Origin of the sequence: Candidatus Villigracilis proximus, assembly GCF_016717045.1 — a bacterium.
Lineage (GTDB): Bacteria > Chloroflexota > Anaerolineae > Anaerolineales > Villigracilaceae > Villigracilis > Villigracilis proximus.
In genome coordinates this window covers 182,635-205,866 of sequence record NZ_JADJUO010000001.1, presented here as the reverse complement: position 1 = coordinate 205,866, position 23,232 = coordinate 182,635, and the positions used below count along the sequence as shown (strand labels likewise).

Here is a 23,232-nt window from a genome sequence, read left to right as displayed (position 1 = left end):
TGCAAAAAATTAAATACGAAGGACACAAAGGGAAAACACCTTATTTTTTATTTCTGAGTTAAGAAATTTTAGGCCGGGCAGCCACCACGCGGATTAATTCAACTGTGTCATCTTCGAGATTGCCGCTGATAAATTCTGGCCGAATACGCGGACGGGCCTTCTCGAATTCGGTTTTATTGCGTTGCAGCACAGTTAGCTCCACGTTATGGAAAGATGATTCAAAGACGCGGCGATACTCCCAGACGCGGTAACGGTTGTGATTACTGGACGGATTAAGCCATCTGTACCAGGTCTGTTTTGAGTACGCCAGCATTTCAAATGGATACTTGAAGAAGTGATCGCGCAGGTCTACAAAGTGAATATGCAGGCCGGAGGGCTTGGTCAACGCGGCAAGGGCACGGGTGATTCCTTCCACGTCGTCAAGATGCTCATAGACCGAGTTGCTGATGATAAGGTCAACAGGCGCGAGATCGGCTGACTTCACGTCGCGGATGTCTGCTTCTAACAGTGTGATGCGTTCATTTCGTGGCCGTACCAATTGTCCGCTTAAGAGAAGATGCGCTTCGTATTGGGGAAGAAGAGTCCTGTTGTGAGAGTCGTCTGGCGGGGCGTATTTTTCGCAGAGCACAACTGAATCCGCGCCTGATTCGAGCAGACCAACGCCGATGTCAAAACGGCCGCCGTAGCCAAAGACCATCACGCGTTTGCCTGCGAGCGAATCACCGCGTTCGGTTAAGATATCAACATAACGCTGAACAGCGGCCTGTGGATCGCGGGTTTCCAGACCGGGTTGGATGACAAGTGAACGCAGTAATAAAAAGCGCACGATGCGTTCGGGAAGAAAGCGGCGCGCAATACGGGGTATAAGATATTTAAAATTCAAGAGACACCTATTGCAAATATTTTCACAGCCGATCAGATCTTTGCGCGGCACAAGCAATTGCACGCCCACGGATTTATCGGTCATGACGGGTTCGTAAAAACATAAAGTGGGCGCGGAAACCCAGGTAACCCACAAGTCATTTTCTTCAGAGAAGATTCCGCCTTCATTTTTCAGATCCATCTTAAGCGGCTCGGTGACGATCAACGCGAACCGTTGATTGGCAAGGTCTTGATAGTAGGGTTGAAAATAAATTTCATTCGAAGCCATTGCCTGATCCATCATATATTTTTTTTCGTACTCAGCCACAAATGGAATCTTTGGCATGTATCCAAAGGTCAGCAGTTGGCGTTGATCCATGAAGAGGACTTCGCCGAGGGCGGCGGTTTCTTCAACGGCGGCTCGAATCTGTATCAGGGCTTTATCTGTATCTTCCTGTGCGGGTATATCAAGCCGTGAATGATACGCGGCAGATGGAAAGAAAGGGGTAAATTGATAAACAGGCAGCAATGCAAAGAAGCATAGTGCGGCCAAGGTCCATGCGGGGCTTTTTGACTCGCTCAAGGCGGGCTGTCCGGTCAACCCGAGCATGATGACCACGATCAGCGTGCCGATGTACATATCGAGATTGTGCAGGTCGCCGCCACCGCCGATCTTGGTGCTGATGACCAAACCGATGGCAAGGAAACCAGTCAATGCGCCGAGAATGGCTGCTTGTTGAAAGCCGTCCAGTTTCCATTGGCGCGAGAATATTTTATAAAGCAGTAAAGCCACCAGCGGACCTGTGGTCAGCAGGATCAATAAGACGATGCCGGGGCCAAGTGTCAGATTGGGAAGGAGGCGATACCAGAGCAAGGGCTGCTGCGCGGTGGTGACTTCGCCAGATGTGTATCCTAAAAAGTTTCCAATGTTTGATAAAAATCCAGGCGCCGCACCAAGCACAGCCATTAATATCGTGGGAAGCAAACGTTTAAACCAATGACCTTCGCGTTTCGGATAATATAAAAGCAGATCGATCAATGCGCCCCACGCGCCAGGCGCGAAGACCCAAGTCCAACGGCTGATGCCGGCGTATAAACTGGCGGCCACCAGTGATGCGCCGCGCACATAAGGTGATGGATGAAATGCGAACAAGGCAACGATGATGGCTACGATCATAAACGGCGGATGCAAAGGCGCAAGCAAAATAAAAAAAGCTGTGATCCAAAGAAAGGATGCATTCCGCAAAATAAAGTCTGAGAGTTTTCTGGTCAATGCCCAGGCCAATACAAATGAAGGCAGCGTTAACAAAACGATGTTCCACAAACGATGCGCCCAGATCGGCAGTCCCTGCCAGAGATAGAGCACGCCCCACAAACTATAACGCCCGGGTGTGTTATATGGGTCGGGGATACGACCGGCGTAATTATATAAATCCTGAGCGAAGACCAGCGAGTAATCGTACATTCGATTCCCCTCCGACCAATACAGCCCGAAAGGATCGTTTACAACAAGCAGGAGTGAACGCGTGATGGCGGATACAAGTACCAGCCAGCCTGTGGATATAACCAACGATTCAAACGTAACGAAGCGGCCTGATTCAGTACAAAGGAGATATGCCGCCGCCCAAAGAGCGACCAACCAAATTGCAAAACGCAGATTTGGATATTGAATATACTCCCCACGCCAACGAGATAACGATGCATGAATGGCGTCAGCAAAACGAAGGCCGCCAGAAATACACGGGCATGCCCGAGTTGTGGACGAAATGCCAATAATTTTGTGCGCAGTCTTTCGCCGAAAGGTTGATAAAGCATGTAGATCAACCCTGCCTGAAAAATAAATCCCATGGCGAGTGCGCCGCGTGTGAACAATGCGGCTGGATACAAAAGCCGCACTTCCTGCACGATGCGCGGATAAAGAAAAAGACTGAATGCCAGCGCGAGTTCACTCCAGCCAAAGGGCTGATTCTGTTTGGGAGCAAAGAGCCAGGCTACCAGTCGGGCGAGAGCCGCGGCAAAGATGAATTGAGTCCACGGGAAGGTGAGAGTCAACTGCCAGGGAGAAAAGAGATGCATCCAGACGATGAATCCGATCAAGGTAATTGCAATCGGCCAGCGGATAAAGGTCAACTTTTCGGCGAGGATTTGAATCGGCTGCGGCTTTTGCAAACTAAAGACAAGAACGGTCAAGCCGATGATCGCAAGCAATATATACAGGCTGATGGTTGCAATGCCAATTGGAGTTAATAATTTATTCCAAACCTGTTCCGGCGTCCAAAGCGTTTTAACTTCGAAATAAGCGAATACTAATCCTGCGATGAGGCCGATGGATAATAATTGAGTGATATTTTTAGGGGATTCTTTTTGTGTTTGCATAAACGGATATGGGATCGGATAAACGGACTGGTGGTTCCGTTATTCTTTTTTAACGGGACGATTAAGAAATAAAGCGTGCAATGGCAAGTATAACAGTACAGTCAGATTTGTCAGATAAAACAATATGCGCTGGCCGATCAGCACGGCCGCTAATTGACCTTGAGAAAACCCAAACAACCCGAAGAAATATAAAGACGCAGCCTCGCTGACTCCCAATCCGCCAAAGACCTGAATGGGGATAATGGAAAGGAGCTGAAGCATGCAGCTTACAAAAATAACCACCCAGATCGTTACGGGTAAATTAAATGTATGCAAGGAGCTATATGTCCAGGCAAAGGTTAGGATTAAATATGTGCAGGAGAGTCCGCAGGCGGTCAGCATGATGCGCAAAACATTCTTTTGTTCAATGTCTGCCAATGTACCCGCAAGCGCCAACAGGCGCTGAATCAATTGAAATTTCATCAGCCCCGTCTGTTCAATCACGCGGCTTAGAACGTCAACAAATTTACGGCGCAGAAGAATGATCGCGCCAAAGACTATCAGTCCGGCGCCGATCAATACGAGTAAAAACAAAACAAGGTTATGCACCGCATCGACCTGCTGCCAGACAAACAGCAGGGAAATTATTAATCCCAGCCAGATCGCGATCAGGTCACCAACCTTGGTGATCACAAATACAGAAGCGCTGCGGCCGATCTTAATACCCTGATCCGCCCGCAGCATGGTCAAATAGGCGGCGACCCCTGCACTTGACGCGACAAAATTTGAGATCGCATTCTGCAATATAACGACGCTTAATATCTGGGAATATGGGAAGTCAGAATCAAACAATACATGATATTGCCAGGCCTTCAACAGGGAAAGCAGAGAAAATAAAATGAAAGTGAATCCCAGCCAACCCCAGGAGACTTGAGCAATCAGCGTAGTGATCTCAGAAAGACCGGCTCTGGAAACAACAAAAATGATCAGAAGGAAGCCGATAATAATCTTTGCGGCAGACCAAAGTAAATTTTTAGCGCCGGTTGTTTGCTGTGGTTCTCTGGAGATTTTCATCATCAGCCAGTCTTTTCTTTTGTAACAATGGATGTGTAAACGCGCGCATAGGAAGCGACCATCTGGTCCACGGAAAATGTGCTTTGCACCGTGGAAGCCGCATAACCGGACGCATTTTTATAATATGCATCATCACGGACAAGCCTTTCAAGCTCTTCTGCAAGAACCTGATGAGAGGCGGAATTAAAAAATATGGATTCAGTATTTTTCCATTCCGGATCCATTTGCAGGGAAACAATTGGAACACCAAGAGATGCGGCCTGCAACCCGGCAATGCCCACGAGGTCTTCAATCCCGGCGATCAAAAATACTCTGGCGGTTGCGCAGATCAGCCGAATATCATCCATATACCCGGTGAATTTGACATAGTCATCCAAACCAGCAGATCGAACAAACTCCTGCGCCCGCTGCCGATCGGGGCCATCTCCCACCAGCAGATATATAAATGACCCGCTGTAGATTTTTCTAAACTGGTCGATGACCATTAACAGATCGAGAACTCTTTTCTGATGCTGCTGTAAACGCATAATGCTTAAAATAATCGGAGTGTCACGATATATTTTTTTGTGCGCAACGATTTCATTCCAGTCAGGCATTTCCAAAGGAAATATGCCAAAGGGAATATAGCTGATGTGATGACCGGGCATTTCCTTTTGCAGAATCTCAAAATCCCTGCGCCTCAGCTCAACGACCAGACTATCTGACATTTTCCAAAAGATAAAATAATTTTCGTTCCCAGGGAAGCAGGGAAACCAGATCGGAATGAAAAGTCTCAACATATTTAGGGGCTGGCTTTCGGCTTAGAAATTGAAAAACCGAGCAGATCCAGGCGAAAAATGACGCCAGCATCAGATTGCTGTGAACGATATGGTATTTTGCCAGTCTACCGCTGACGGTCCACCAAAAAGCCAGAAATGGCAGGAGAAGAAAGGCGAATATCTTCTTGGGCGAATTCTCATGATCGGAGGCCAGTGCGATGGGGAAAATATTCAAAAGTCCTACGCGCGAATCCAACTCAGCCAAAATGGACTGGTCCTGCGCTGTGCGATAAAAAATCAATAAATCCACCTGGGCTCCGCCCGCTGCCATTGCGTTCGCCAGATCAAGAACGATATGCTGCGCTCCGCCCTTTCCCATTTTTGAGATGATAAATAAAATACTTAAATCACGAACTTCCATGTAGGCCTTTCAAATCAATGGTAATTTTCAAAAAATTATTTTGCGCTTTTCTCATATACCGAGCCGACCTGGCTTGCAGGGTTCCCCGCCACAATTGCGCCAGCCTGAACATTTTTTGTAACCACACTTCCAGCCGCAATCACAGCATCTCTGCCAATATTTACGCCTTTAAGAATGATCGAGCGGGAGCCCACCCAAACATTATCTTCAAGATGAACCGCAGCGGTCTTTCCCAATTCATCACGCTGGTCGGGAGCGAGCCCATGAAAATCGGCATCGTAGATCAGCGTATGCGGACCGATACGACAATCCGTGCCGATCACAATGGATGTACGGGCAATCAGCTCACAGCCATTCATGATCGCAGTCCGCTGACCTATCTGAATTACAGATTGAGATTCACGCGGCTGCAAAATAATCGGAAGGGCGATTCCTCCAGCGAGGGTATATCCCAACGTAACCTGCTCATTGAGGATGAGGAGTCCCTGCCCTTGAAATAGCGCAGTGGATTTGACACGAACCCTCTTTTTTACTTCACATCGCCCGCCATACCACCACGCATCAAAATAAAAGCGAATGGTGCGGAAAAAAGACATCATAAATTTAATCGGCAGGAAATAGAAGGAGGGTATTCGCAGGTTGTTCAATATTTTATTTGCCATGAAAGGCCCGTATTGCGGATATCACTTGAGCGGTTTGATGAGAGGCAAGATGCGGTCCGATCGGAATACTCAACACTGTTTGAGCAATATTCTCTGCCAAGGGAAAATCGCCTCTCCCGTAACCTGCATCCTGATACGCTTCCGAAAGATGCGGCGGAATTGGATAATGAATCAAAGTTCCTATTCCGTTTTCCCCCAAATATTTTTGCAGAGCATCACGCTGCGCATGACGAATGACAAATACATGCCACGCAGGGTCAGCCCATTCAGGCACGTGCGGCAATGTCAACTCAGGCAGGTCTGACAGGGAGGATAAATATTGAAGCGCAATTTCCTTACGCCGGGAATTCCAGCCATTTAAATGTTTCAACTTGACCCGCAAAAATGCGGCCTGCAGCGGATCAAGACGTGAGTTGTATCCTTTTACTTCATTAAAGTATTTAACTTTCGAGCCATAGTTTCGCAGCGTCCGAATACGTTCAGCCAGTTCATCGTCATTTGTTGTGACAGCGCCGGCATCGCCAAACGCGCCAAGATTTTTCCCGGGATAAAAACTCCAGCCTGCCGCATCCCCCAAAGCCCCGGCCTGTTTCTGTTTGTAGGCTGCTCCATGCGCCTGGGCAGAATCTTCGATCACCTTTAGATTATGGCGGCGTGCAATCGCGAGAACTGCGTCCATATCCACGGTCTGCCCGTAGAGATGAACCACCAAGATCGCACGCGTGCGGGGAGTAATGGCAGATTCTATTCGAGCGGAATCAATATTAAAAGTGGCAGGATCAGGCTCGATCGGGATAGGACGCGCTCCCACATAAGATACAGCCAGCCACGTGGCGATGTATGTATTGGAAGGAACAATCACCTCGTCCCCTTCTCCGATCTCATAGGCCCGCAGGATGAGATGCAAAGCATCCAGTCCATTCGCGACACCCATACAATGCTTTGTCTGGCAGAATGCTGAAAAATCCTTTTCAAAAGAGTCAACTTCCTCGCCCAAAATATACCAACCCGATCCCATGACACGACGATATGCCTATCCAATTCGGTTTGTAATTCCTGATAAGGTGACTTTAGATCCAGAAACAAGACTTTATTCATATTCGTATGTTATACAGTCCGGGATAAAAATTCTTCGTAATCATTGATGTAATCAGCCTGATCATAATTTCCAGAAGCGAAGACAAGTAAAACTGCGTCAGAAGAATATTTATATTGCAATCCCCATATCAGAGGCGGAATGTGCAAACCCACTTGCGGAGACGAGAGGAACACCTCGGCTCTTTCAATGCCATCATCAACAACGACATGACATGAGCCGCTGACGCAGGTCAGAAACTGGTGCTGTTTGCGATGTGCATGTTGACCGCGAACCTCATGCCCCGGAACTTGAGATATTACAAAGTAGCGTTGGGGAATAAATGGCAGATGATTTTCAGCCTCGCCAAAGGAGAGTGCGCCCCGATCTTCATGAAAATTTTGAAGAGGAATTATTTTTACTTTATCCACCAGCGGCACAACAGATTCGGTCAACGCATTCAACGGTTTCAAACGTTGATCTTTTTTCCCATTTACAAAACCGACCACCCGCCCGGGATTTCCCACTACGACAGCATTCGGCGGGACGTTACGCGTTACCACTGTCCCTGCTCCAATCATGGCGTGCTGCCCGATCGTGATACCAGATAGAAGTGTGGCGTTTGCGCCGATGGACGCCCCATGTTGTATTGTCGTACGTGAATATACGGAGGGATGCTGTTTACTTCTGGGAAACAGGTCATTCGTAAAGGCCACGTTCGGACCGATGAAAACGTCATCGCCAAGCAAAATACCATCCCACAAATGGACTCCGCTCTTAATCGTGACACGATCCCCGATCTTCACATCATTTTCAATAAAAACCTGATCGCAAACATTACAATCGGTGCCAATTTGCGCCCCAGGCAATATATGGACAAACGCCCAAATACGCGTCCCATCGCCAATGAGCGCGTTTCAACAATTCCACTTTCTGGGTGATAAAAACGAAGTCTGACATTTTCAGAAATTCAAATATCCTATTCAAAAATATTTACATTTACAAGGAAAGAACTGTTAAGTTTATTGATCTGCTGAACGTGAGTTCTTTGTATAAATCAAGGTGTAAAGGCAAGTATAACAGCACCAACAAATTGGTCAGATAAAAATACGCGGTTCGCGATCAGTACAACAGCGAGTTCAGCCTGCGGTAATGAAAAAAAACCATACACATATAACATGGTTGTTTCATTGATACCCAAACCGCCAAAGACTTGAATGGGAAGATATGAAACCAATTGCATAAAGACATTTACAAAAACAACAAGCAAAATACCAATATCAAAAGAGAAGGTTTTCAGACCTGCATAGATCCAGACCATGGTCACAGTCATGTAAATCAGAGAAAAGAGGATATCCATGCCCAAAATGCGAAAGACAAAACTCTGCTCCTGCTGCGCAAGAGACTGCATGACATCCATGCCTTTGTCTACGATCCCAAAACGATTCAACCGCATCCGATCCAAAAAAATCTGCAGGAAAGAGACAAACTTTTGACGTAAAAAGACAGCCGCAAAAAAGGTGGCAATTAATCCGCCAATCACAGCGAGAAGAATGAAAATTAAGGTATGCAGCACATCCACCTGCGGCCATACCAGCCAACTCGCGATCAACATAAAAAGCCAGATCGAGATCAAATGCCCCACTTTGGCAAGCACAAAAGCAAGCGCGGCGCGGCTAAACATATCCCTTTGCTCCACACGGAACAAGGCAAAATAAGAAGCAATCCCGGCACCGGTGGCAATAAAATTTGAAACAGCGTTTTGAACGACAACAATATTCAAAACCTGGGAATACCCAACGCGCCGTCCGATTAAAAAATAATATTGAAATGCTTTAAGCAGGGTGAGAACAAAATACAAAACAATCCCCGTCACAAGCCACGGCATGGAAATTTGTTCACGCAAGGCAAAGAGTTGTGTCAAGTCGGTGCGTGAAAGCACAAACCCAACCAATACCAAAGCAAGGAGTATCTTAAGAATATTCCAAAGAGTGGATGATAACCGACGACGTGGTTCAGATTGACTCATATTACAACTTATTCGCCCAGACACCCAACATCGCCAACGCATACAAGCGCTTACCATGATCCACACGCGCGGATTTATGTTCGTCGATGATCTTCGCCAACGCGGCGCGGTCAAACCATTGGTGAAGCGGACTCCCATCACTCAACAGCATTTGCTTCGACCACTCGTGTAACGGTCCACGGAACCAGGCGGAGACGGGAATGCCGAAGCCTTGTTTGCCGCGGCCTTTAATGGAATCGGGCAACTCTTTAGCAAATGCTTTCTTAAGTAAATATTTTCCGCTTCTGCCTTTAACTTTGAGATGGTCGGGCACCCGGGCAGACCATTCCACGAGTTCATGGTCGAGGAAGGGCGAGCGGCCTTCGAGCGAGGCGGCCATTGTCATGCGATCTGCTTTGACGAGTAAGTCGCCGGGGAGATAAGTGTGCAAATCAGTGTAGAGAAGGTCTTATCAAGATAAGAGCCTTCGGCTGAGTCAAATTGTTTAGCTAATAGTGATTGAGCATTGTCCGCGTTGAAATGGAATTCAGGTTTCCATAACACAGCCCGTTGACGCGGCGAGAAATACGAACCCCAGCGCAAAATACTGGCGCGGCGGTCAATTTCGGGAAGCTGCTCAAAGGCGCTTGATACCATTGATGAGACTCTGTCCCACGGGACGGTCTGCATTATCGGGGAAGAAATTTGCGATGGACGGAATCAGGCTGCGGGTTAGAAAACGAGGCGCGCGGGCGTAGGCATTAGCGAAGCCATCCAGCCAGTAACGTTGATAGCCAGCGAAGTCCTCATCGCCGCCGTCGCCATTAAGCGCAACCGTCACATGTTCGCGAGTCATCACAGAAAGATGATAAAGCGGAATGGCAGAAGCGTCGGCGAACGGCTCGCCAAAATGCGAAGCGATCTTTTCAAGCGTGGAGGGAATATCGCCATACGTGAGCGTGAACTCGTGATGATCGGTGGAATGTTTTTCGGCGACGGCGCGGGCGTGCGGAAGCTCGGTAAAGTTTTGCTCGGCGAAACCAGCCGAAAAAGTTTTGACAGGCCCGCTGGCAAACTCAGACATGAGCGCGACGATGATGCTTGAGTCAATGCCGCCGCTCAAATGCGCACCCAGCGGGCGTTCGCTCAGTAGACGAATTTTGACAGCCTCGCGCAAACGCTCACGGAGTTCTTCAGCCAACTCATCTTCGCTGGCTGTAAATTTTGGTTGATAGCTGTAATCCCAATAACGTTGAATGCGCGCCGCGCCATTTTCCCAAACCAGCGTATGCGCGGGCGGTAATTTATAAATGCCCTCATACGCAGTGAGCGGATCAGGAACATATTGCAGGCTGAGATAAAGGTCAATGGCTTCGAGGTTTATTTCAGGTTTATTCGGCAAAGCGGCAAGCACCGCGCTCAACTCGGAGCCAAAATAAATGGTGCCGTTTTGAATACTGTAATACATCGGTTTCTTGCCGAGGCGGTCACGGCCAAGCAGCAAGCGCTTTTTCTTTTCATCCCATAATGCAAACGCAAACATGCCGCGCAAACGCTTGATGCAATTATCGCCTTCGTCTTCATAAAAATGGACAATGCATTCGGTGTCGGTTTTGGTTGTGAGGCGATGTCCACGGCGTTCGAGTTCGGCGCGCATTTCGGGATAGTTGTAACACTCGCCATTGAAAACGATCCACACCGATTCGTCTTCGTTGGCAATCGGCTGATCACCGCCGCTAACGTCAATAATGGCGAGGCGGCGCATGGCGAGTCCGATGCCCGCGTCGGTATGAAAGCCGTCGCTGTCGGGTCCGCGGTGCGCGATGGTGGCGTTCATTTTTTCGAGCAACGCGAGTTGAGGTTTTTGGTTAGTTGAGTGAGAGAGTCCGCAGATACCGCACATGGAAATCCTTTTGGTGAGAAGTGAGAAGTAAAAAGTGAAAAGGGAGAAGTAGAAAGTGGAAAGTGGTTTGCTTTTATTTACTGCTGATTTTTTCGAGGTAGTCGGAATATTGACGGGCGACATTTTCCCATGAATATTCTGTTTCGACTCTTTGGCGGGATGCCTGCCCCATTTGAATCCGCGTCTTTTCTTCGACGATGAGCCTGCTCAGGCCGTCTCGGAGAGAATCTACATCTTCGGCGTTTACCAGCAAACCCGTTACGCTATCGAGAACGAGTTCCTCACTGCCTGCGATTTTAGTTGCCACTACGGGCAATCCGCTGGACATGGCTTCGAGCACGGCGTTGGGCATACCTTCATGCCGTGACGGGAACAAAAATAAATTCGAATGATGATACCACCGAGTTAATTCTTCACGATCTGCCAGCCGAGAAAAATGACACGGTCACTGATGCCTAACTCTTGCGCTAATGATTTTAGCGAATCAATCTGCGGGCCGTCACCTGCGATGCGCCATTCCCAATTGAGGTCTTTCAATTGAGCGAGCGCACGCAAGCCGAGGTCGAGTCCTTTTTGATAAACGACGCGGCCAACTGAAAATAATCGGGCAGGCGACCACTCACGAGAATCATTCTTGTAATGTGAGCCATCCACGCCGTTGGGGATGATGGGAATTTCGATGGATGAGTCAAAGGCTATCGCAAGGTCACGCAAGCCGTTGCTGTTGGCGATGACCGCGTCCGCTTGATGCCAGATGACGCGCAAAAATGGGCCGATCAACTTATGAAAAGTTTTGAAGTCATACGGACGGAAGCCAGGCACGTCTCCGCCGCGCAGGGAAACAATGTAGGGGATGCGATACATCTTTTTCAAAAGCCAGGCGACCGCGCCCGAAGGCACACCGAAAAATGCCAAAGTGGCGTTCGGCTTATTGTGGCGCGCCCAGTTCAATGTCCAGAAAGATGCGGAAGCGATGAAGGCAAGTTGTTCCAACGCACCCGAGCGATCCTGTCTGCGGCGCAAAGCGGGGATGCGATAAATCGTCACGCCCTCACGGGTTTCCAATTTTGACTGACCAGCAAAGTGCGCGGTCAATACTGTTATGTCATGACCGAGAGCAGCAAGACATCGTGAAACATTAGCGCTGGCATTGCCCGCGCCGCCGCCAATGGGAGGATATTCGCTGTTGATGATTAAGATTTTCATGGGGTAATTTATTTAAATCGGATCAGGGAACGGATTGCTTCGCAAAGCAGATAAACGGATAGAGCATTTTTTATTTTGCAAATGGGTCTTTGCAATCAGGCTGGCCGGGACGCGGCACGAAAACTTGAATATTTGTTGAAGTGAGAGTCTCAATCGGTTTATAGGCGCATAACAGCGGCGCACCCACATAACGCACCCAGGCATTATTTTCTTCGATGAAAGAACCTTTTTTCTGCAATGTGAATTTTTGATCTTCAGCGATGATGAATGCAAAACGATGATGCTCGAGGTCTGAATAAAAGTTTCAAGATATTCACGATTGCCAGACATTGCCATTTCCATTAGCTCACTTTGTTCATATTCGGGCACAAGGCGAACATTATTTAATTCTCCAAACGTTAATAGCTGACGCTCCGTTACAAAAAGGATCTCTCCTTCATTTTGTGTGATGACGGATTGCAGCGTTTGGATATCTTTTTCAACTTTGACATGATCATAGCCGGGGAGAAATCCAATTTGCGGAAGCGCGAATCCAAGCGGGACAAGTAAAGCTGCCACTGTTACCGACCAGTGAATCTGCCCCCAGATAGGGTTAAGATCATCTTCGCCTGCGACATGTCCTGCAAAAAATGAAGTGGCGATGATCGCCAGCAAAACGAGGAAAGCGTCCATGTTATGCAAGTCTGCGCCGCCGCCAATTTTCACGCTGACGATTAATCCGCCAAGCAAAAGCACAGACAACATAGCAAACAAAGCCGCCCAACGTAAAGGATGCACCCGAGAAAACTGTCCACGGGCGATTTGGATGATGGCGACGATGAGCGGAGCGGCAACCAGTGTAATGCCCAAAATTATTCCCAGCGGAAAAGTTTCATTAGGAAGCAAACGATTCCATAACAGGTCTGATGTAAAGCTGGAACCGAATGAACTCACATCCGCGTTGCCTGAAAGGCGAATGTAGATGAATTGAGAAATGACCGCGGAGATAAGGCCTGATGCGCCCCACACAAACGGAGTCAACCAGTAACGCCAGCCTTTATTTCCGACAGGGGTTTCAAGCAAATAGATGGCAATCGCAAACATGGCGGGCACTGGAAACCAATTGACGCGGCTGACGCCCGCCCAAACCGAAGAAAGAATCACAAACACCAAAGAACACAACGGATGTTTTACAGAAACACCCGCGAGAATCAGAATGACACAAATATGTAAATGATAATAAACAGCGCCTTGAAAAAAATAAAGGAAAGCCCAAGCCGCAACGAAAAATTGAATCCAGCCTTTTAAAGATAAACGGCGCGCCAACAAAACAGATGAAGTTGCAGTAAGCCCGATCCATAAGAGTGATTGCCAGAAACGATGAGCCCAAAGCGGAAGACCTTCAACGAGAAATGGAAGCGATAACAGGAAGTAACGCGAAGGATGCAGAAATGGAAGCGGCAACTGCATATCGTACAAAGATTTCGCATGGTACATCGAAGCGTAATAATGCCGCCCTGCTTCAGAGTAGCCAATAGAAAATGGATAATCTGTGACGATGGTCAGGTGGCCGTAGACTTGATAGATTATTCCCTGCACAAGTATAGTCAACGCGAATAGGACATACCATTTATGACCGGTGATCAATTTCAAGCCCAGCGCTTGAAAAAGACTCGCCCAAAGAAAGACCCAGAAAATTGGCGTGACTTGTGGGAGGATATTGCCCAAAAAAATCAGGCGGGCAGCCCAGACGAAGAAGAAGCCGAGGAGAATTATTAGAAAGCCGAGCAACTTATTTCCTGAGGCAAATTCGAGTTTTTCGACCCGACGTGCTCCGCTTTCGCGAGATAGATATACAAGCGCAAATGCGCCCGCGATAATGTTTAACGCAAAGATGCCCAGAAGAATAATCCACTTGGAACGCCAGAGGGTAATTCCCAATTCTGAAACCTGCTGTGAGGTTTTGAATCATGGCAAACATGCTCAACAGAAATAGTGAGCCAATAAAAGTCTGCCAGAAAAGTTTTGGAGATATGGTTTTCATATTTTTATTTTTGAGGATCAGGCTCGAGGCGTTTACTGTTCATCGCGGCCAGGATGGAAGGCAAGAAGAATGCACCGGGCAGACTGCTGACAATAAATAACATGCGAATAAGGACGGCGATGGTCAGGCTTTCAGAATGATCCAGACCGCCGAATTTTGAAAGTAAAAAAGTGAGTGAAAGTTCCTGAACACCATATCCGTTGACAGAGATCGGAATCAGCGTAACAAAATATGTCAGACCGTACAGACCCGCTATCAGCAGGAATGATACGTGGCGTCCCATCCCGGTGATGAGGAGAAAGATCGCCAGAAAAATAAAGAGCATATTTCCAAACGTGGAAAATAACGACGCGGCCAAGGCGAGCGGTTGTTTAAACCAGATGACAAAGGTGCCAAAGGTCCGTTTTACGAAGTCCAATCCTCTTTGAAAGAATGTGCCAAAGGTGATGGATTGCAAACCTGCTGTGCTCGAGAGAACGGGAGCCAAGCCAAAAGGAAGCGTGACCAGCATACCTGCCATGCCGATCAAACGGTCGGCGACCATGGAAGCGAGACAGATGGCGCGGTCGTAGCCGAGCTGCATGGCGCCCGCGAGGCGCACCACGTCGCCGCCGATGGTGGTCGGCAAAAAGTTTGAAGAGAAAAGCCCTGTGAATGTAAGTGTGGCCGTGCGCCAGAATGAAATATTGATCCCAGCTGAACGCAGAAGAATATGCCAGCGGCCAACAACGAACATCCGCGAAATTAATAATGTAAATATGGCGCCGAGAAAATACCAAATGGAAATGCGCTTCAAAGCGGAGACGATTTCATCTCCGCTTTCTTCTTTCAATAATATGACCAGCAGAATTACGGCTAAAAGGCTGCCCAAGGTGCGGGCAATGGTTTGACGATTTTCACGCAACCAATTAATCACGTGGGTCCTGTTCCAGGTTAATCATTGTGCGGACGGTATAGGTTGGTTTGCGTTGGGACTCGTGATAGGTACGCACAAGTAATTCCGCGATCAAGCCCATCAGGATGGATTGAAAACCAAGAATGAAAAACATTGCGCTCATTTGCAATAAAGGTGAAGTGGCAATGGCGACCAAAAAGAAAATGCGGCGAACAAACAGGTAAAACATGATGATAGCACTGGCGATCATAAGAATTCCGCCCGCACCGCCAAAGAGATAAATTGGCTTTGATGAATAGGCAACAAGAAATTTCACAGTGAAAAGATCAAGCACAACTTTGGCAGTACGCTCAAGGCCATATTTGGTCTTCCCGAATTTTCGCGGGTGATGATTGACGGGCATTTCGGTAATCTTTGCGCCGACTGAATCCGCAAAGACCGGAATAAAACGATGCATCTCGCCATATAAGCGAAAGCCTTCCAACACATCCCGACGATATGCTTTCAGTGTGCAGCCATAATCGTGCAAATACACACCCGTCACACGCGAAATAATCTTATTCGCGATCATGGAGGGAAGGTTGCGTGTCAACGCATTATCCTTTCGATATTTACGCCAGCCGCTGACAAGGTCGTAGCCTTCATCCAGTTTGGCAAGCATCATGGGAATATCGGCGGGGTCATTTTGCATATCGGCATCCAACAAAACGATGATCTCTCCCTGGGCGTAATCCAGCCCGGCGGCGATGGCCGCTGTTTGACCGAAATTCCGCCGGAATGAGATCACGCGAATATGTACAGAATCTTTCTGGGCATATTCTTTTAAGACGGCCAAACTATTGTCACGACTGCCGTCATCCACCAGAATCACTTCCCATGATTGATTGAGAGGCAGCATAACTTTGTAGATCGCGTCAAATAAAAGGGGCAGGTTTTCCTGCTCGTTATAGACCGGGGTAATCAAGGATATGTTCATGTTAGTTTCTGCTCCTGCGGAAAATACGCAAATGAGTTTCTTTCAAACAAGATGTTCCGACAGGAGATTGCTCGAATTCATCAAATTGATCCGGAGTAAAAAATTCCTTCCAACTCATATATCTTTTCTCTTCAATAATAAAGAAGTCAGCGGTTGCCTTCCATTCGGATGCCAACTCTTCATTCCACAAGCCGAATTTCATTAATTCAGCCGTATCGCCATTACTAATAAAGGAATATCCGCTGTTGATCTGCGCCGGAAACATTCGGATTCCCGGCAAATACAATAAAGGCGCAGCGGAGAGTCCGCCATCCCAATAGACCAAACTTCCCGGAGGAATGATACCTCTTAAATGAATTCCGATTTGCTCATTTGCCAGAATAATATCGGAAGTGCAGTCTCGTGTGCCGGCACTTCCATGCAAAATGGGAGATAACACAAGGTTTAATACAAGAACCATGGACGCAAAAAACGATCCAAACTTAACTGACAAATTGCGCCGCGTACGAAGCCAGAGTATATAACCGAACAGCAGGATTAATATCCCAATCGCAAACCCAAAGGCTGCGGATGTATAACGCATCGCGCTGTTGTAATTGATATGAAATTTATTCGAGAGTATTTCCCACCAGGTTACAAAACCCGGAAGAATTTTAAGATCACGCATCCTGGGGGCAGGCAGGTTTAAGAGGAAGCTTCCAATATCTTCAACAGCGGAAAATCCCATTCCTGCAAAAACGACAAGGAAACCCGTAATCAACAAAATTTGCACCCCAATTGACGGATGCCAATTCCAGGATTTTACAGAAACAACCAGCAACAAAATACCAGCAACATTAAAAAATGCAATATAGGGTGTAAAACAAAAAACGCAGTAATCCTCGCCAATTGCGGCCAGAGAGTGCATGAAGATCAATCCCCAAAACAAGGCGAGCAGGAACAGTCCCATACGAAAATCCACCCGGGATTTCCAGTTACTTATTTTGGGCCAAAGAAGAAACGAAACAAAACTACCCATCAATGCTACAAAATGAAACCGTAACGCCTGGAATACCGAAAGAAACCGCGCAACGCTGGAAATCTCAGGGTCCCACAAGGGGATCCCACCGCCCCTGTATATTAACTGTTCAGGAAGCTGTATAAATGGAACCCAACTCCATAGTTGCAGGATCTCCGGCCAATATATAATGTGAGCCGCGACTGTCACCGTCAAACCGGATAGCAATAGCCCGACAGATTTCCAGCCATGCTGCCAAAACGCATATACTGCAAGGAGCGGCAATACAGGAACCATGTTCTGACGAATCAGCATCATTAGCCCAGCGAGAAGGCCGCTTAGCATCAGCTGCCAAAGCGGACGTTTCTCTCCCAAAGAAAGGGCCAGCGTCCATGCCAGCAAGCAGGCAATTGTGCTTTGCGTAGCACCGCCGCTATAAATCTTAATCACGAGAGGGCTGGAAGCAAATACCCAAACCGCCCCAGCCGCAAGCCACTTCCCACCAATACGACGCGAAGCAACCCAGGTACCCAGCACAGCCATCCCCCCAAAAAAGACAGCCAGATAGCGGCCTGTGCGCAACCCTGCTCCAAAAAAAAGTTGAACATAGCCCGGGATTAAGAATGCCAGCGGAGCCTTATTGGTTGAAATGCCGGGGTCAAAAGGGCGATACTCACCCGTAGAAAATAAAACCCCTTTTAATAAATATGCTCCTTCATCCAGATTTGAAACCGTGGTGTGCGCAAAAATGACGGATTGAATCAAATAAGCCAGCAGGCCAACCAATGCGATTGCATTGGCTGTCCATACCGGCAAATTTTGCTTCTGAAAAATTGCAGATCCACTCATAGTCTTTAAACGAGACGAAACGACACTATCCTTTTTTCAGCCGCGCCAAATCTGAATCCACCATCATGGTAACCAAATTCTTGAAGGAAACCGCCGGCTCCCATTTCAACGCAGTGCGCGCCTTGATAGGATCGGAGATCAACAAATCCACTTCAGCGGGACGATAGAATTTCTCATCCTGCACGACATAGTCCTTATAGTCCAATCCAACATGCGAAAAAGCGATCTCGCAAAACTCACGCACCGCATGGGTTTCACCAGTGCCGATCACATAATTATCAGGATGATCCTGTTGAAGCATAAGCCACATCGCCTCCACATAATCACCCGCAAAGCCCCAATCACGCTGGGCCTCAAGATTTCCAAGGCGCAGTTCCTTTGCCTGACCAAGTTTAATACGCGCCACACTATCGGTGATCTTGCGGGTCACAAACTCCAAACCGCGTCTCGGGCTTTCATGGTTAAACAAAATTCCTGAAGTGGCAAAAATATCGAATGATTCGCGGTAATTAATCGTGATCCAATGTCCATATAGTTTTGCCACGCCATACGGACTGCGCGGATAGAATGGAGTCTCTTCTGTTTGAGGAACTTCCATCACCTTGCCAAACATCTCGCTTGAAGATGCTTGATAAAAACGAATCTTGGGATTTACAAAGCGAATCGCTTCGAGCAAGCGCGTTACACCAATTGCGGTCACATCGCCAGTTAACGCAGGTTGATTCCAGGAAGTCGGCACAAAGGACTGAGCCGCAAGGTTATATACTTCAGTTGGTTTATACTCTTCCAACAGTGAAAGCAGGGAACCCTGATCCTGCAAATCTCCCTGTACAACAGTAATATCACTCAAAAGATGGTGAATACGTTCATAGTTCATCGTACTTGAACGGCGCGCAACACCAATCACCTGGTATCCTTTTTTCAATAATAACTCGGCAAGATACGAACCGTCCTGGCCTGTGATGCCAGTAATAAGAGCAGTGGGCATATTTTTTTATCTCCTCAGTCAAAATTCAGTCGCTGAATTATACACCATGTCCAATACGGAGCATTCGATCTTTCCACCATCCGCCAAATAAAATCAAGGCCCATAAAATGGGAATAATTACCACCATATAAGCAAATTCTAATTGAAATCCAATTTGATAATAACGGTTTACATACCATAGACCAAAAACAAAAACAAAAACAGCTTCCATTGCAAACACACGCCCAAACCACGGAGTACGTGTCTCGCGCCACCAAACCCAGACATGTCCCGCCACAATCGCCTGCCACACAAGCAAAATCGCCCGATAACGCGGATTATCCCATTGATCACCGCCGCCACGCAACGCGGTCATCAGGACCCAGCCCCACACAATCACACTGAGCCACAGCCAAAGTTTCCGGTCACTCGCGGACTTTGAACCTGCTCCGGCCACAAAAGACAGGATCAGCGCCGGAAGTAAAACATACCAACCCAATGCACGCAAAACTGCAATAATTCGCCAAATCAAGGTTGTCGGCTCAATGACTGCCGCAGGCAAAACCGGTTGAAAAACCCCGTAGACCATCACAAATGGCAGATGCAAATACTCAGGCATCTGATTAAAAAGTTTTTGCACCCAGCCTGAACCATCCTTGATCTTATAAATATTCCAATTTAAAGATTCGCGCACAAAATTATTAATTATGGAAAATGGCGTTCCACCTCCCAAATTCCCCTGTCGATCCAAAGCAGATGAAAGGATAAATAACCCTGCAACAAACACAACCGCAGCCACCGCAAACATCCACCATGAGATGCGTCCTTGCTCGCTGACAAAATACAGCCACCCGGCAAAGATCACCAGAGTTATTAATGCCGCAATGGGAGAAACAAGCAGCATCCCTGCCAGCCCCAGACCCAGCCAAAACCAGGAATTTCGGGAATGCGTCTTTTGCCAATCCACAAACCCCCACAATGCAAACGCGCTACACGCCCATAAATATGGTTCACGCATGGCAGAGCCGCCGAGTAAAACACTTTCAGGATACAGTGTATAAATCCAGCTTGAAGCCAGCCCTACTTTCTCTCCCCACTGCTGACCTGCCGCCTTAAACAAAAACGGCAAGCCCAAAGCCGCCATAAAAGCGGAAAATAAAACCAGCATCAACGGACGATGTGCATCAGGCGACAAATAACGATAGACAAACGCGCTTAATGACAACAAGCCGCCATATTGATCATAGGCATATTTTTTATTAAATACACCAAGCACAGAATCCCCGGAAACTGCCAACTCCCAGGCCTGATCATCACGGCGATGCGCATCCTTATAGACATAACCAGCTTTGTCATCTACATCATCAAACCCATTGACCGGCAAAACAAGAAATGTGGCAACTCCGCCTGCAAGACGCAATGCGAAAGCAAACGCCACCATCCACGCGAGATTCTTTTTCATGCTGAAAGAAGCCGAATCGCCGCCCGCCAATCTTGTTGAAATAGTAAGCAGAGACAAAGAAAGAAGAAAGAGAAAAGAGAATCCCAGCCAGCCGATCAACCAATTGCCGGGCTGCAGGAAAGATAAAACCACCCCCAAGCCAAGCGAAAGAGGCAAAATCCAAATGAAATCACGTCGAGAGAGATACTTCATATCCCCACTTTTACCACGAAGTGATAAAGAGCGCAGAATAATTTCACTAGCATGTAAAAACACCCATCACCCGCTCCTCCCTCTTCACCCAAGTCAACCGCTCCACATCTTTTTGCGCCTGACTTCCCAATTTATCTCTGCGCGGCTCATCTGCGAGCAAAGATTCGATTTCCAATTTCCATTTTCCAATATCATCAGGCTCGCAAAAAACCGCGTTCCCCTCATTCAACACTTCACGGATCGAAGGCAGGTCCGCTGAAACAATGGCGCGGCCAGAAGCCATATACTCGAACATCTTCATCGGGTTGATGACCTCAGCAATGTCCTGTCCGCTGCTGGCTGAGATCGAGCGGCTGTAAGGCATGAGCAATATATCTGACGCGGCCTGATACAGCGGAATGATTTCGTGTTTCACAAAACCGGTCATCGTCACGTTTGTTATTTTTGATTCAGTTAATTTCGCGCGCCAAAAATTTACCAGATCAGGCGTGCCGCCCACCCACAAAAAATTTACATGCGGTATTTGCTTCGCGAGTTCAAACAACAGGTCCGCGCCGCGCCCGGGGTAAATGTGACCGGTGAATCCAACGGTTAACCCTTCAGGCAGATTTAATTGATGTCTTGCTTCAAGCGGATTCGGCAGCCGGTCATATTTCTCCAACTCGACACCATTCGGCGCGATTAGCAGCGACTCATCCTTAAACTGAAAATTGGCCGAGCGTTCTAAAGCATTCCTCAACGCTGAAGTAGTAACCGTCATCACCTTTTGTCCACGTGCTTTCCAGAATTGCCTCAGCCACCACGCGCCCATGCGACCAGCCACATCCGCGTGCATTTCGAGCACCACAGGATAGTCCGCCCACAACGCAATGACAGCGGACTGCGGTAGCCATGTGTAAATTAAATCAGCATTGAATTTTTTCGCGGCACGCTGGGCATGGAAGAGAAAGTCGAAGCGTTTGAGATGCTTTTCGGACGGAAGCAGTTCGAGGTCCGGGATGAAGCGCAGGCCATAATGGGCAGCGAGTGATTCGCGAGAAACGGACTCTGTCTCGCGCGGGGCGAACATCCGAATCTCATGTCCCAATTGCATTAAAGCCTGAGTGACTTTCATGGCCTGAATCGAATTGGCGGTGAGCGATGGAATTCTTGAATTAGTGATGACTGCGATTTTCATTTTGTCGAATTTCCTTTATGCCGCGCCAGACAATTGCGCCAACAGACGAGATGTAATAAAAAGATAAAAGCGCGGCTTCGGCCACATAACCAAAACGCGGCACAAGCGGAAAGGTAAGCAAAAGTTTGGCAACACCAGAAATGATGGTGGCCTTAAGCGGAAACTCCGGCAGTCCCAAAGATAACAACAGCGGACGATTCCAAAAGAAAATGTAATTGAAAGTGAAACCAACTAATAACGCAAGCAAAGCGGGATACGCCGCCACGTATTGCGCGCCATAAATGGATAACAGCCATTTTCCAAAAACGACAAAACCCGCAGCCAGCGCGAGATTGTAAACAGCGGCAACGGTTGTGATCTTTTTGAGAAAATCTTTTAAGCGCGGCCATGCTTTTTCGACAACGAGTTTATTAATTTCAGGATAGGTAGTGAGAATAAAAGGATTGGCCGGCACCGCAAGCAGACTGACAATTGCATACGCAGCTTTGTAATATCCGGCGGCTTCACTGGTGAGAAAATACGCCACCCAAAGAATTTCACTTTCACGAAAAACAAGAATGGCCGTGGCGCTTAAATTCGAGCTAACCGCGAAATGCGCAAGCTCTTTAATTTTCGGCAGCGAGTTGATCTTCGCCTTCCACCAGTCGGAGCCAAGTCTTTGATTAAGTTGATAAAACGCGGTGGAGAAAATTCCAAATCCTAAAACGACCTTGCCTGCGAGGTAGGCAGATAAAACAAATTGTAAATTTCCTTTTGTGAAAAATGCAATTGCGATCAGCCCGGCGGTGATGAGGCTTTGAGCAAGATTGATAAAGCCCTGATATTTTATTTTTCGCAACATCTGCAAAACGCCCGTGGACGTTTCTGTATTGAAGTTTGCCAGCAGGCCGAGGCTGTAAACAATAAAGAACCATGCGGTATTGGGAGTCTTGGCAATATATTGAGAAGCAAGCGCGGACGTGAGTGCAACAAATAAAAACGCGAACAATGAAACCGTAGCTTCGCTCAAGGCCGCAGCTTTGACCAGCGCCGCAGTTTTTTCTTTTTCATCTTTTTCAAGATATTCGCCGCCGTAACGCACAACCAACTCGCTCATGCGAAAGGACAAAAATCCGTTGACGGTGGAAGCGTAACTCATAATGATGGCCGCGAGTCCAAAATCCGCGGGGCCGAGCAGGCGCGCAGCGAGGATGCTTTGCACCACGCTCAACGCGAGGCTGATGGTGTTACTGCTAAACAACGCGCCACTCGAGCGGATTACTTTGCCGAGCAGCAGGTCATTTTTGAATTTTGAGAGAAGGGACATGCGTGGAATTATAAACGCTCCAGCATTTCTGCCGGAGCGTCAATTATTAACCACAGATAAAAAAG

The 23,232-nt window shown here is 47.7% G+C and carries 18 protein-coding genes and 3 pseudogenes; all 21 read right to left on the bottom strand.

Annotation, left to right across the window (positions count from 1 at the left end; genetic code table 11):
• Positions 1-58: 58 nt before the first annotated feature.
• A complete protein-coding gene (locus IPL71_RS01045) occupies positions 59-2,500 on the bottom strand; it encodes a hypothetical protein (RefSeq protein ID WP_345318118.1) in 2,442 nt (813 codons plus the stop codon).
• Between the two features lie 776 nt (positions 2,501-3,276).
• On the bottom strand, positions 3,277-4,293 hold the full coding sequence (locus IPL71_RS01040; RefSeq protein WP_345318117.1) for a lysylphosphatidylglycerol synthase transmembrane domain-containing protein: 1,017 nt from the start codon (positions 4,291-4,293) through the stop codon (positions 3,277-3,279).
• The gene (locus IPL71_RS01035) at positions 4,293-4,997 is read right to left on the bottom strand and encodes a glycosyltransferase (RefSeq protein ID WP_345318116.1); all 705 of its coding nucleotides are present in this window, start codon (positions 4,995-4,997) and stop codon (positions 4,293-4,295) included. The genes IPL71_RS01040 and IPL71_RS01035 overlap by 1 nt, the downstream gene beginning before the upstream one ends.
• Entirely contained in the window at positions 4,987-5,469 is a 483-nt protein-coding gene (locus IPL71_RS01030) for a glycosyltransferase (protein WP_345318115.1), read from the bottom strand. The genes IPL71_RS01035 and IPL71_RS01030 overlap by 11 nt, the downstream gene beginning before the upstream one ends.
• Positions 5,470-5,504: 35 nt before the next feature.
• Positions 5,505-6,131 carry an acyltransferase gene (locus IPL71_RS01025; RefSeq protein WP_345318114.1) on the bottom strand — a complete coding sequence of 209 codons (627 nt, stop codon included), beginning with the start codon at positions 6,129-6,131 and terminating at the stop codon, positions 5,505-5,507.
• A pseudogene (locus IPL71_RS01020) lies at positions 6,121-7,229 on the bottom strand (DegT/DnrJ/EryC1/StrS family aminotransferase). The gene IPL71_RS01025 and the pseudogene IPL71_RS01020 overlap by 11 nt, the downstream one beginning before the upstream one ends.
• 9 nt (positions 7,230-7,238) lie before the next feature.
• Complete coding sequence (locus IPL71_RS01015) at positions 7,239-8,075, bottom strand: WxcM-like domain-containing protein (protein WP_345318113.1); 837 nt, start codon at positions 8,073-8,075, stop codon at positions 7,239-7,241.
• Positions 8,076-8,263: 188 nt separating this feature from the next.
• Complete coding sequence (locus IPL71_RS01010; RefSeq protein ID WP_345318112.1) at positions 8,264-9,235, bottom strand: lysylphosphatidylglycerol synthase domain-containing protein; 972 nt, start codon at positions 9,233-9,235, stop codon at positions 8,264-8,266.
• Position 9,236: 1 nt separating this feature from the next.
• Positions 9,237-9,620 carry an asparagine synthase-related protein gene (locus IPL71_RS01005; RefSeq protein ID WP_345318111.1) on the bottom strand — a complete coding sequence of 128 codons (384 nt, stop codon included), beginning with the start codon at positions 9,618-9,620 and terminating at the stop codon, positions 9,237-9,239.
• Positions 9,617-9,871 carry a hypothetical protein gene (locus IPL71_RS01000; RefSeq protein ID WP_345318110.1) on the bottom strand — a complete coding sequence of 85 codons (255 nt, stop codon included), beginning with the start codon at positions 9,869-9,871 and terminating at the stop codon, positions 9,617-9,619. The genes IPL71_RS01005 and IPL71_RS01000 overlap by 4 nt, the downstream gene beginning before the upstream one ends.
• Positions 9,852-11,117 (bottom strand): asparagine synthase (glutamine-hydrolyzing), encoded by a 1,266-nt coding sequence (asnB, locus tag IPL71_RS00995; RefSeq protein WP_345318109.1) that lies wholly within the window; start codon positions 11,115-11,117, stop codon positions 9,852-9,854. The genes IPL71_RS01000 and asnB overlap by 20 nt, the downstream gene beginning before the upstream one ends.
• A gap of 73 nt (positions 11,118-11,190) precedes the next feature.
• Positions 11,191-11,771: pseudogene (locus IPL71_RS00990) on the bottom strand (glycosyltransferase family 4 protein).
• Between the two features lie 54 nt (positions 11,772-11,825).
• Positions 11,826-12,323, bottom strand: a pseudogene (locus IPL71_RS00985) (glycosyltransferase); the annotation flags it as partial.
• 12 nt (positions 12,324-12,335) lie between these two features.
• Positions 12,336-14,243 carry a hypothetical protein gene (locus IPL71_RS00980; RefSeq protein WP_345318108.1) on the bottom strand — a complete coding sequence of 636 codons (1,908 nt, stop codon included), beginning with the start codon at positions 14,241-14,243 and terminating at the stop codon, positions 12,336-12,338.
• A gap of 107 nt (positions 14,244-14,350) precedes the next feature.
• Positions 14,351-15,262 (bottom strand): lysylphosphatidylglycerol synthase transmembrane domain-containing protein, encoded by a 912-nt coding sequence (locus IPL71_RS00975; RefSeq protein WP_345318107.1) that lies wholly within the window; start codon positions 15,260-15,262, stop codon positions 14,351-14,353.
• A complete protein-coding gene (locus IPL71_RS00970; protein WP_345318106.1) occupies positions 15,255-16,217 on the bottom strand; it encodes a glycosyltransferase family 2 protein in 963 nt (320 codons plus the stop codon). Before IPL71_RS00970 ends, IPL71_RS00975 begins: the two co-directional genes overlap by 8 nt.
• 1 nt (position 16,218) lies before the next feature.
• Positions 16,219-18,030: an ArnT family glycosyltransferase gene (locus IPL71_RS00965; protein WP_345318105.1), complete on the bottom strand. Its 1,812-nt coding sequence runs from the start codon at positions 18,028-18,030 to the stop codon at positions 16,219-16,221.
• Between the two features lie 58 nt (positions 18,031-18,088).
• On the bottom strand, positions 18,089-19,051 hold the full coding sequence (gene gmd, locus IPL71_RS00960) for a GDP-mannose 4,6-dehydratase (protein ID WP_345318104.1): 963 nt from the start codon (positions 19,049-19,051) through the stop codon (positions 18,089-18,091).
• Positions 19,052-19,088: 37 nt separating this feature from the next.
• Positions 19,089-20,684 carry a hypothetical protein gene (locus tag IPL71_RS00955; protein WP_345318103.1) on the bottom strand — a complete coding sequence of 532 codons (1,596 nt, stop codon included), beginning with the start codon at positions 20,682-20,684 and terminating at the stop codon, positions 19,089-19,091.
• Positions 20,685-20,730: 46 nt separating this feature from the next.
• Positions 20,731-21,861 (bottom strand): glycosyltransferase, encoded by a 1,131-nt coding sequence (locus IPL71_RS00950; protein ID WP_345318102.1) that lies wholly within the window; start codon positions 21,859-21,861, stop codon positions 20,731-20,733.
• Positions 21,839-23,167, bottom strand: a complete 1,329-nt coding sequence (locus tag IPL71_RS00945) for a lipopolysaccharide biosynthesis protein (protein WP_345318101.1) — start codon at positions 23,165-23,167, stop codon at positions 21,839-21,841. The genes IPL71_RS00950 and IPL71_RS00945 overlap by 23 nt, the downstream gene beginning before the upstream one ends.
• Between the last annotated feature and the right edge of the window lie 65 nt (positions 23,168-23,232).

What these genes read in the sequence shown, in the direction of transcription:
- IPL71_RS01040 (WP_345318117.1), bottom strand. Translation starts at nt 4,293, where the DNA reads ATGATGAAAATCTCCAGAGAACCACAGCAAACAACCGGCGCTAAAAAT.
- IPL71_RS01035 (WP_345318116.1), bottom strand. Translation starts at nt 4,997, where the DNA reads ATGTCAGATAGTCTGGTCGTTGAGCTGAGGCGCAGGGATTTTGAGATT.
- IPL71_RS01030 (WP_345318115.1), bottom strand. Translation starts at nt 5,469, where the DNA reads ATGGAAGTTCGTGATTTAAGTATTTTATTTATCATCTCAAAAATGGGA.
- IPL71_RS01025 (WP_345318114.1), bottom strand. Translation starts at nt 6,131, where the DNA reads ATGGCAAATAAAATATTGAACAACCTGCGAATACCCTCCTTCTATTTC.
- IPL71_RS01010 (WP_345318112.1), bottom strand. Translation starts at nt 9,235, where the DNA reads ATGAGTCAATCTGAACCACGTCGTCGGTTATCATCCACTCTTTGGAAT.
- IPL71_RS01005 (WP_345318111.1), bottom strand. Translation starts at nt 9,620, where the DNA reads ATGACAATGGCCGCCTCGCTCGAAGGCCGCTCGCCCTTCCTCGACCAT.
- IPL71_RS01000 (WP_345318110.1), bottom strand. Translation starts at nt 9,871, where the DNA reads ATGGTATCAAGCGCCTTTGAGCAGCTTCCCGAAATTGACCGCCGCGCC.
- asnB (WP_345318109.1), bottom strand. Translation starts at nt 11,117, where the DNA reads ATGTGCGGTATCTGCGGACTCTCTCACTCAACTAACCAAAAACCTCAA.
- IPL71_RS00970 (WP_345318106.1), bottom strand. Translation starts at nt 16,217, where the DNA reads ATGAACATATCCTTGATTACCCCGGTCTATAACGAGCAGGAAAACCTG.
- gmd (WP_345318104.1), bottom strand. Translation starts at nt 19,051, where the DNA reads ATGCCCACTGCTCTTATTACTGGCATCACAGGCCAGGACGGTTCGTAT.
- IPL71_RS00955 (WP_345318103.1), bottom strand. Translation starts at nt 20,684, where the DNA reads ATGAAGTATCTCTCTCGACGTGATTTCATTTGGATTTTGCCTCTTTCG.
- IPL71_RS00950 (WP_345318102.1), bottom strand. Translation starts at nt 21,861, where the DNA reads ATGAAAATCGCAGTCATCACTAATTCAAGAATTCCATCGCTCACCGCC.
- IPL71_RS00945 (WP_345318101.1), bottom strand. Translation starts at nt 23,167, where the DNA reads ATGTCCCTTCTCTCAAAATTCAAAAATGACCTGCTGCTCGGCAAAGTA.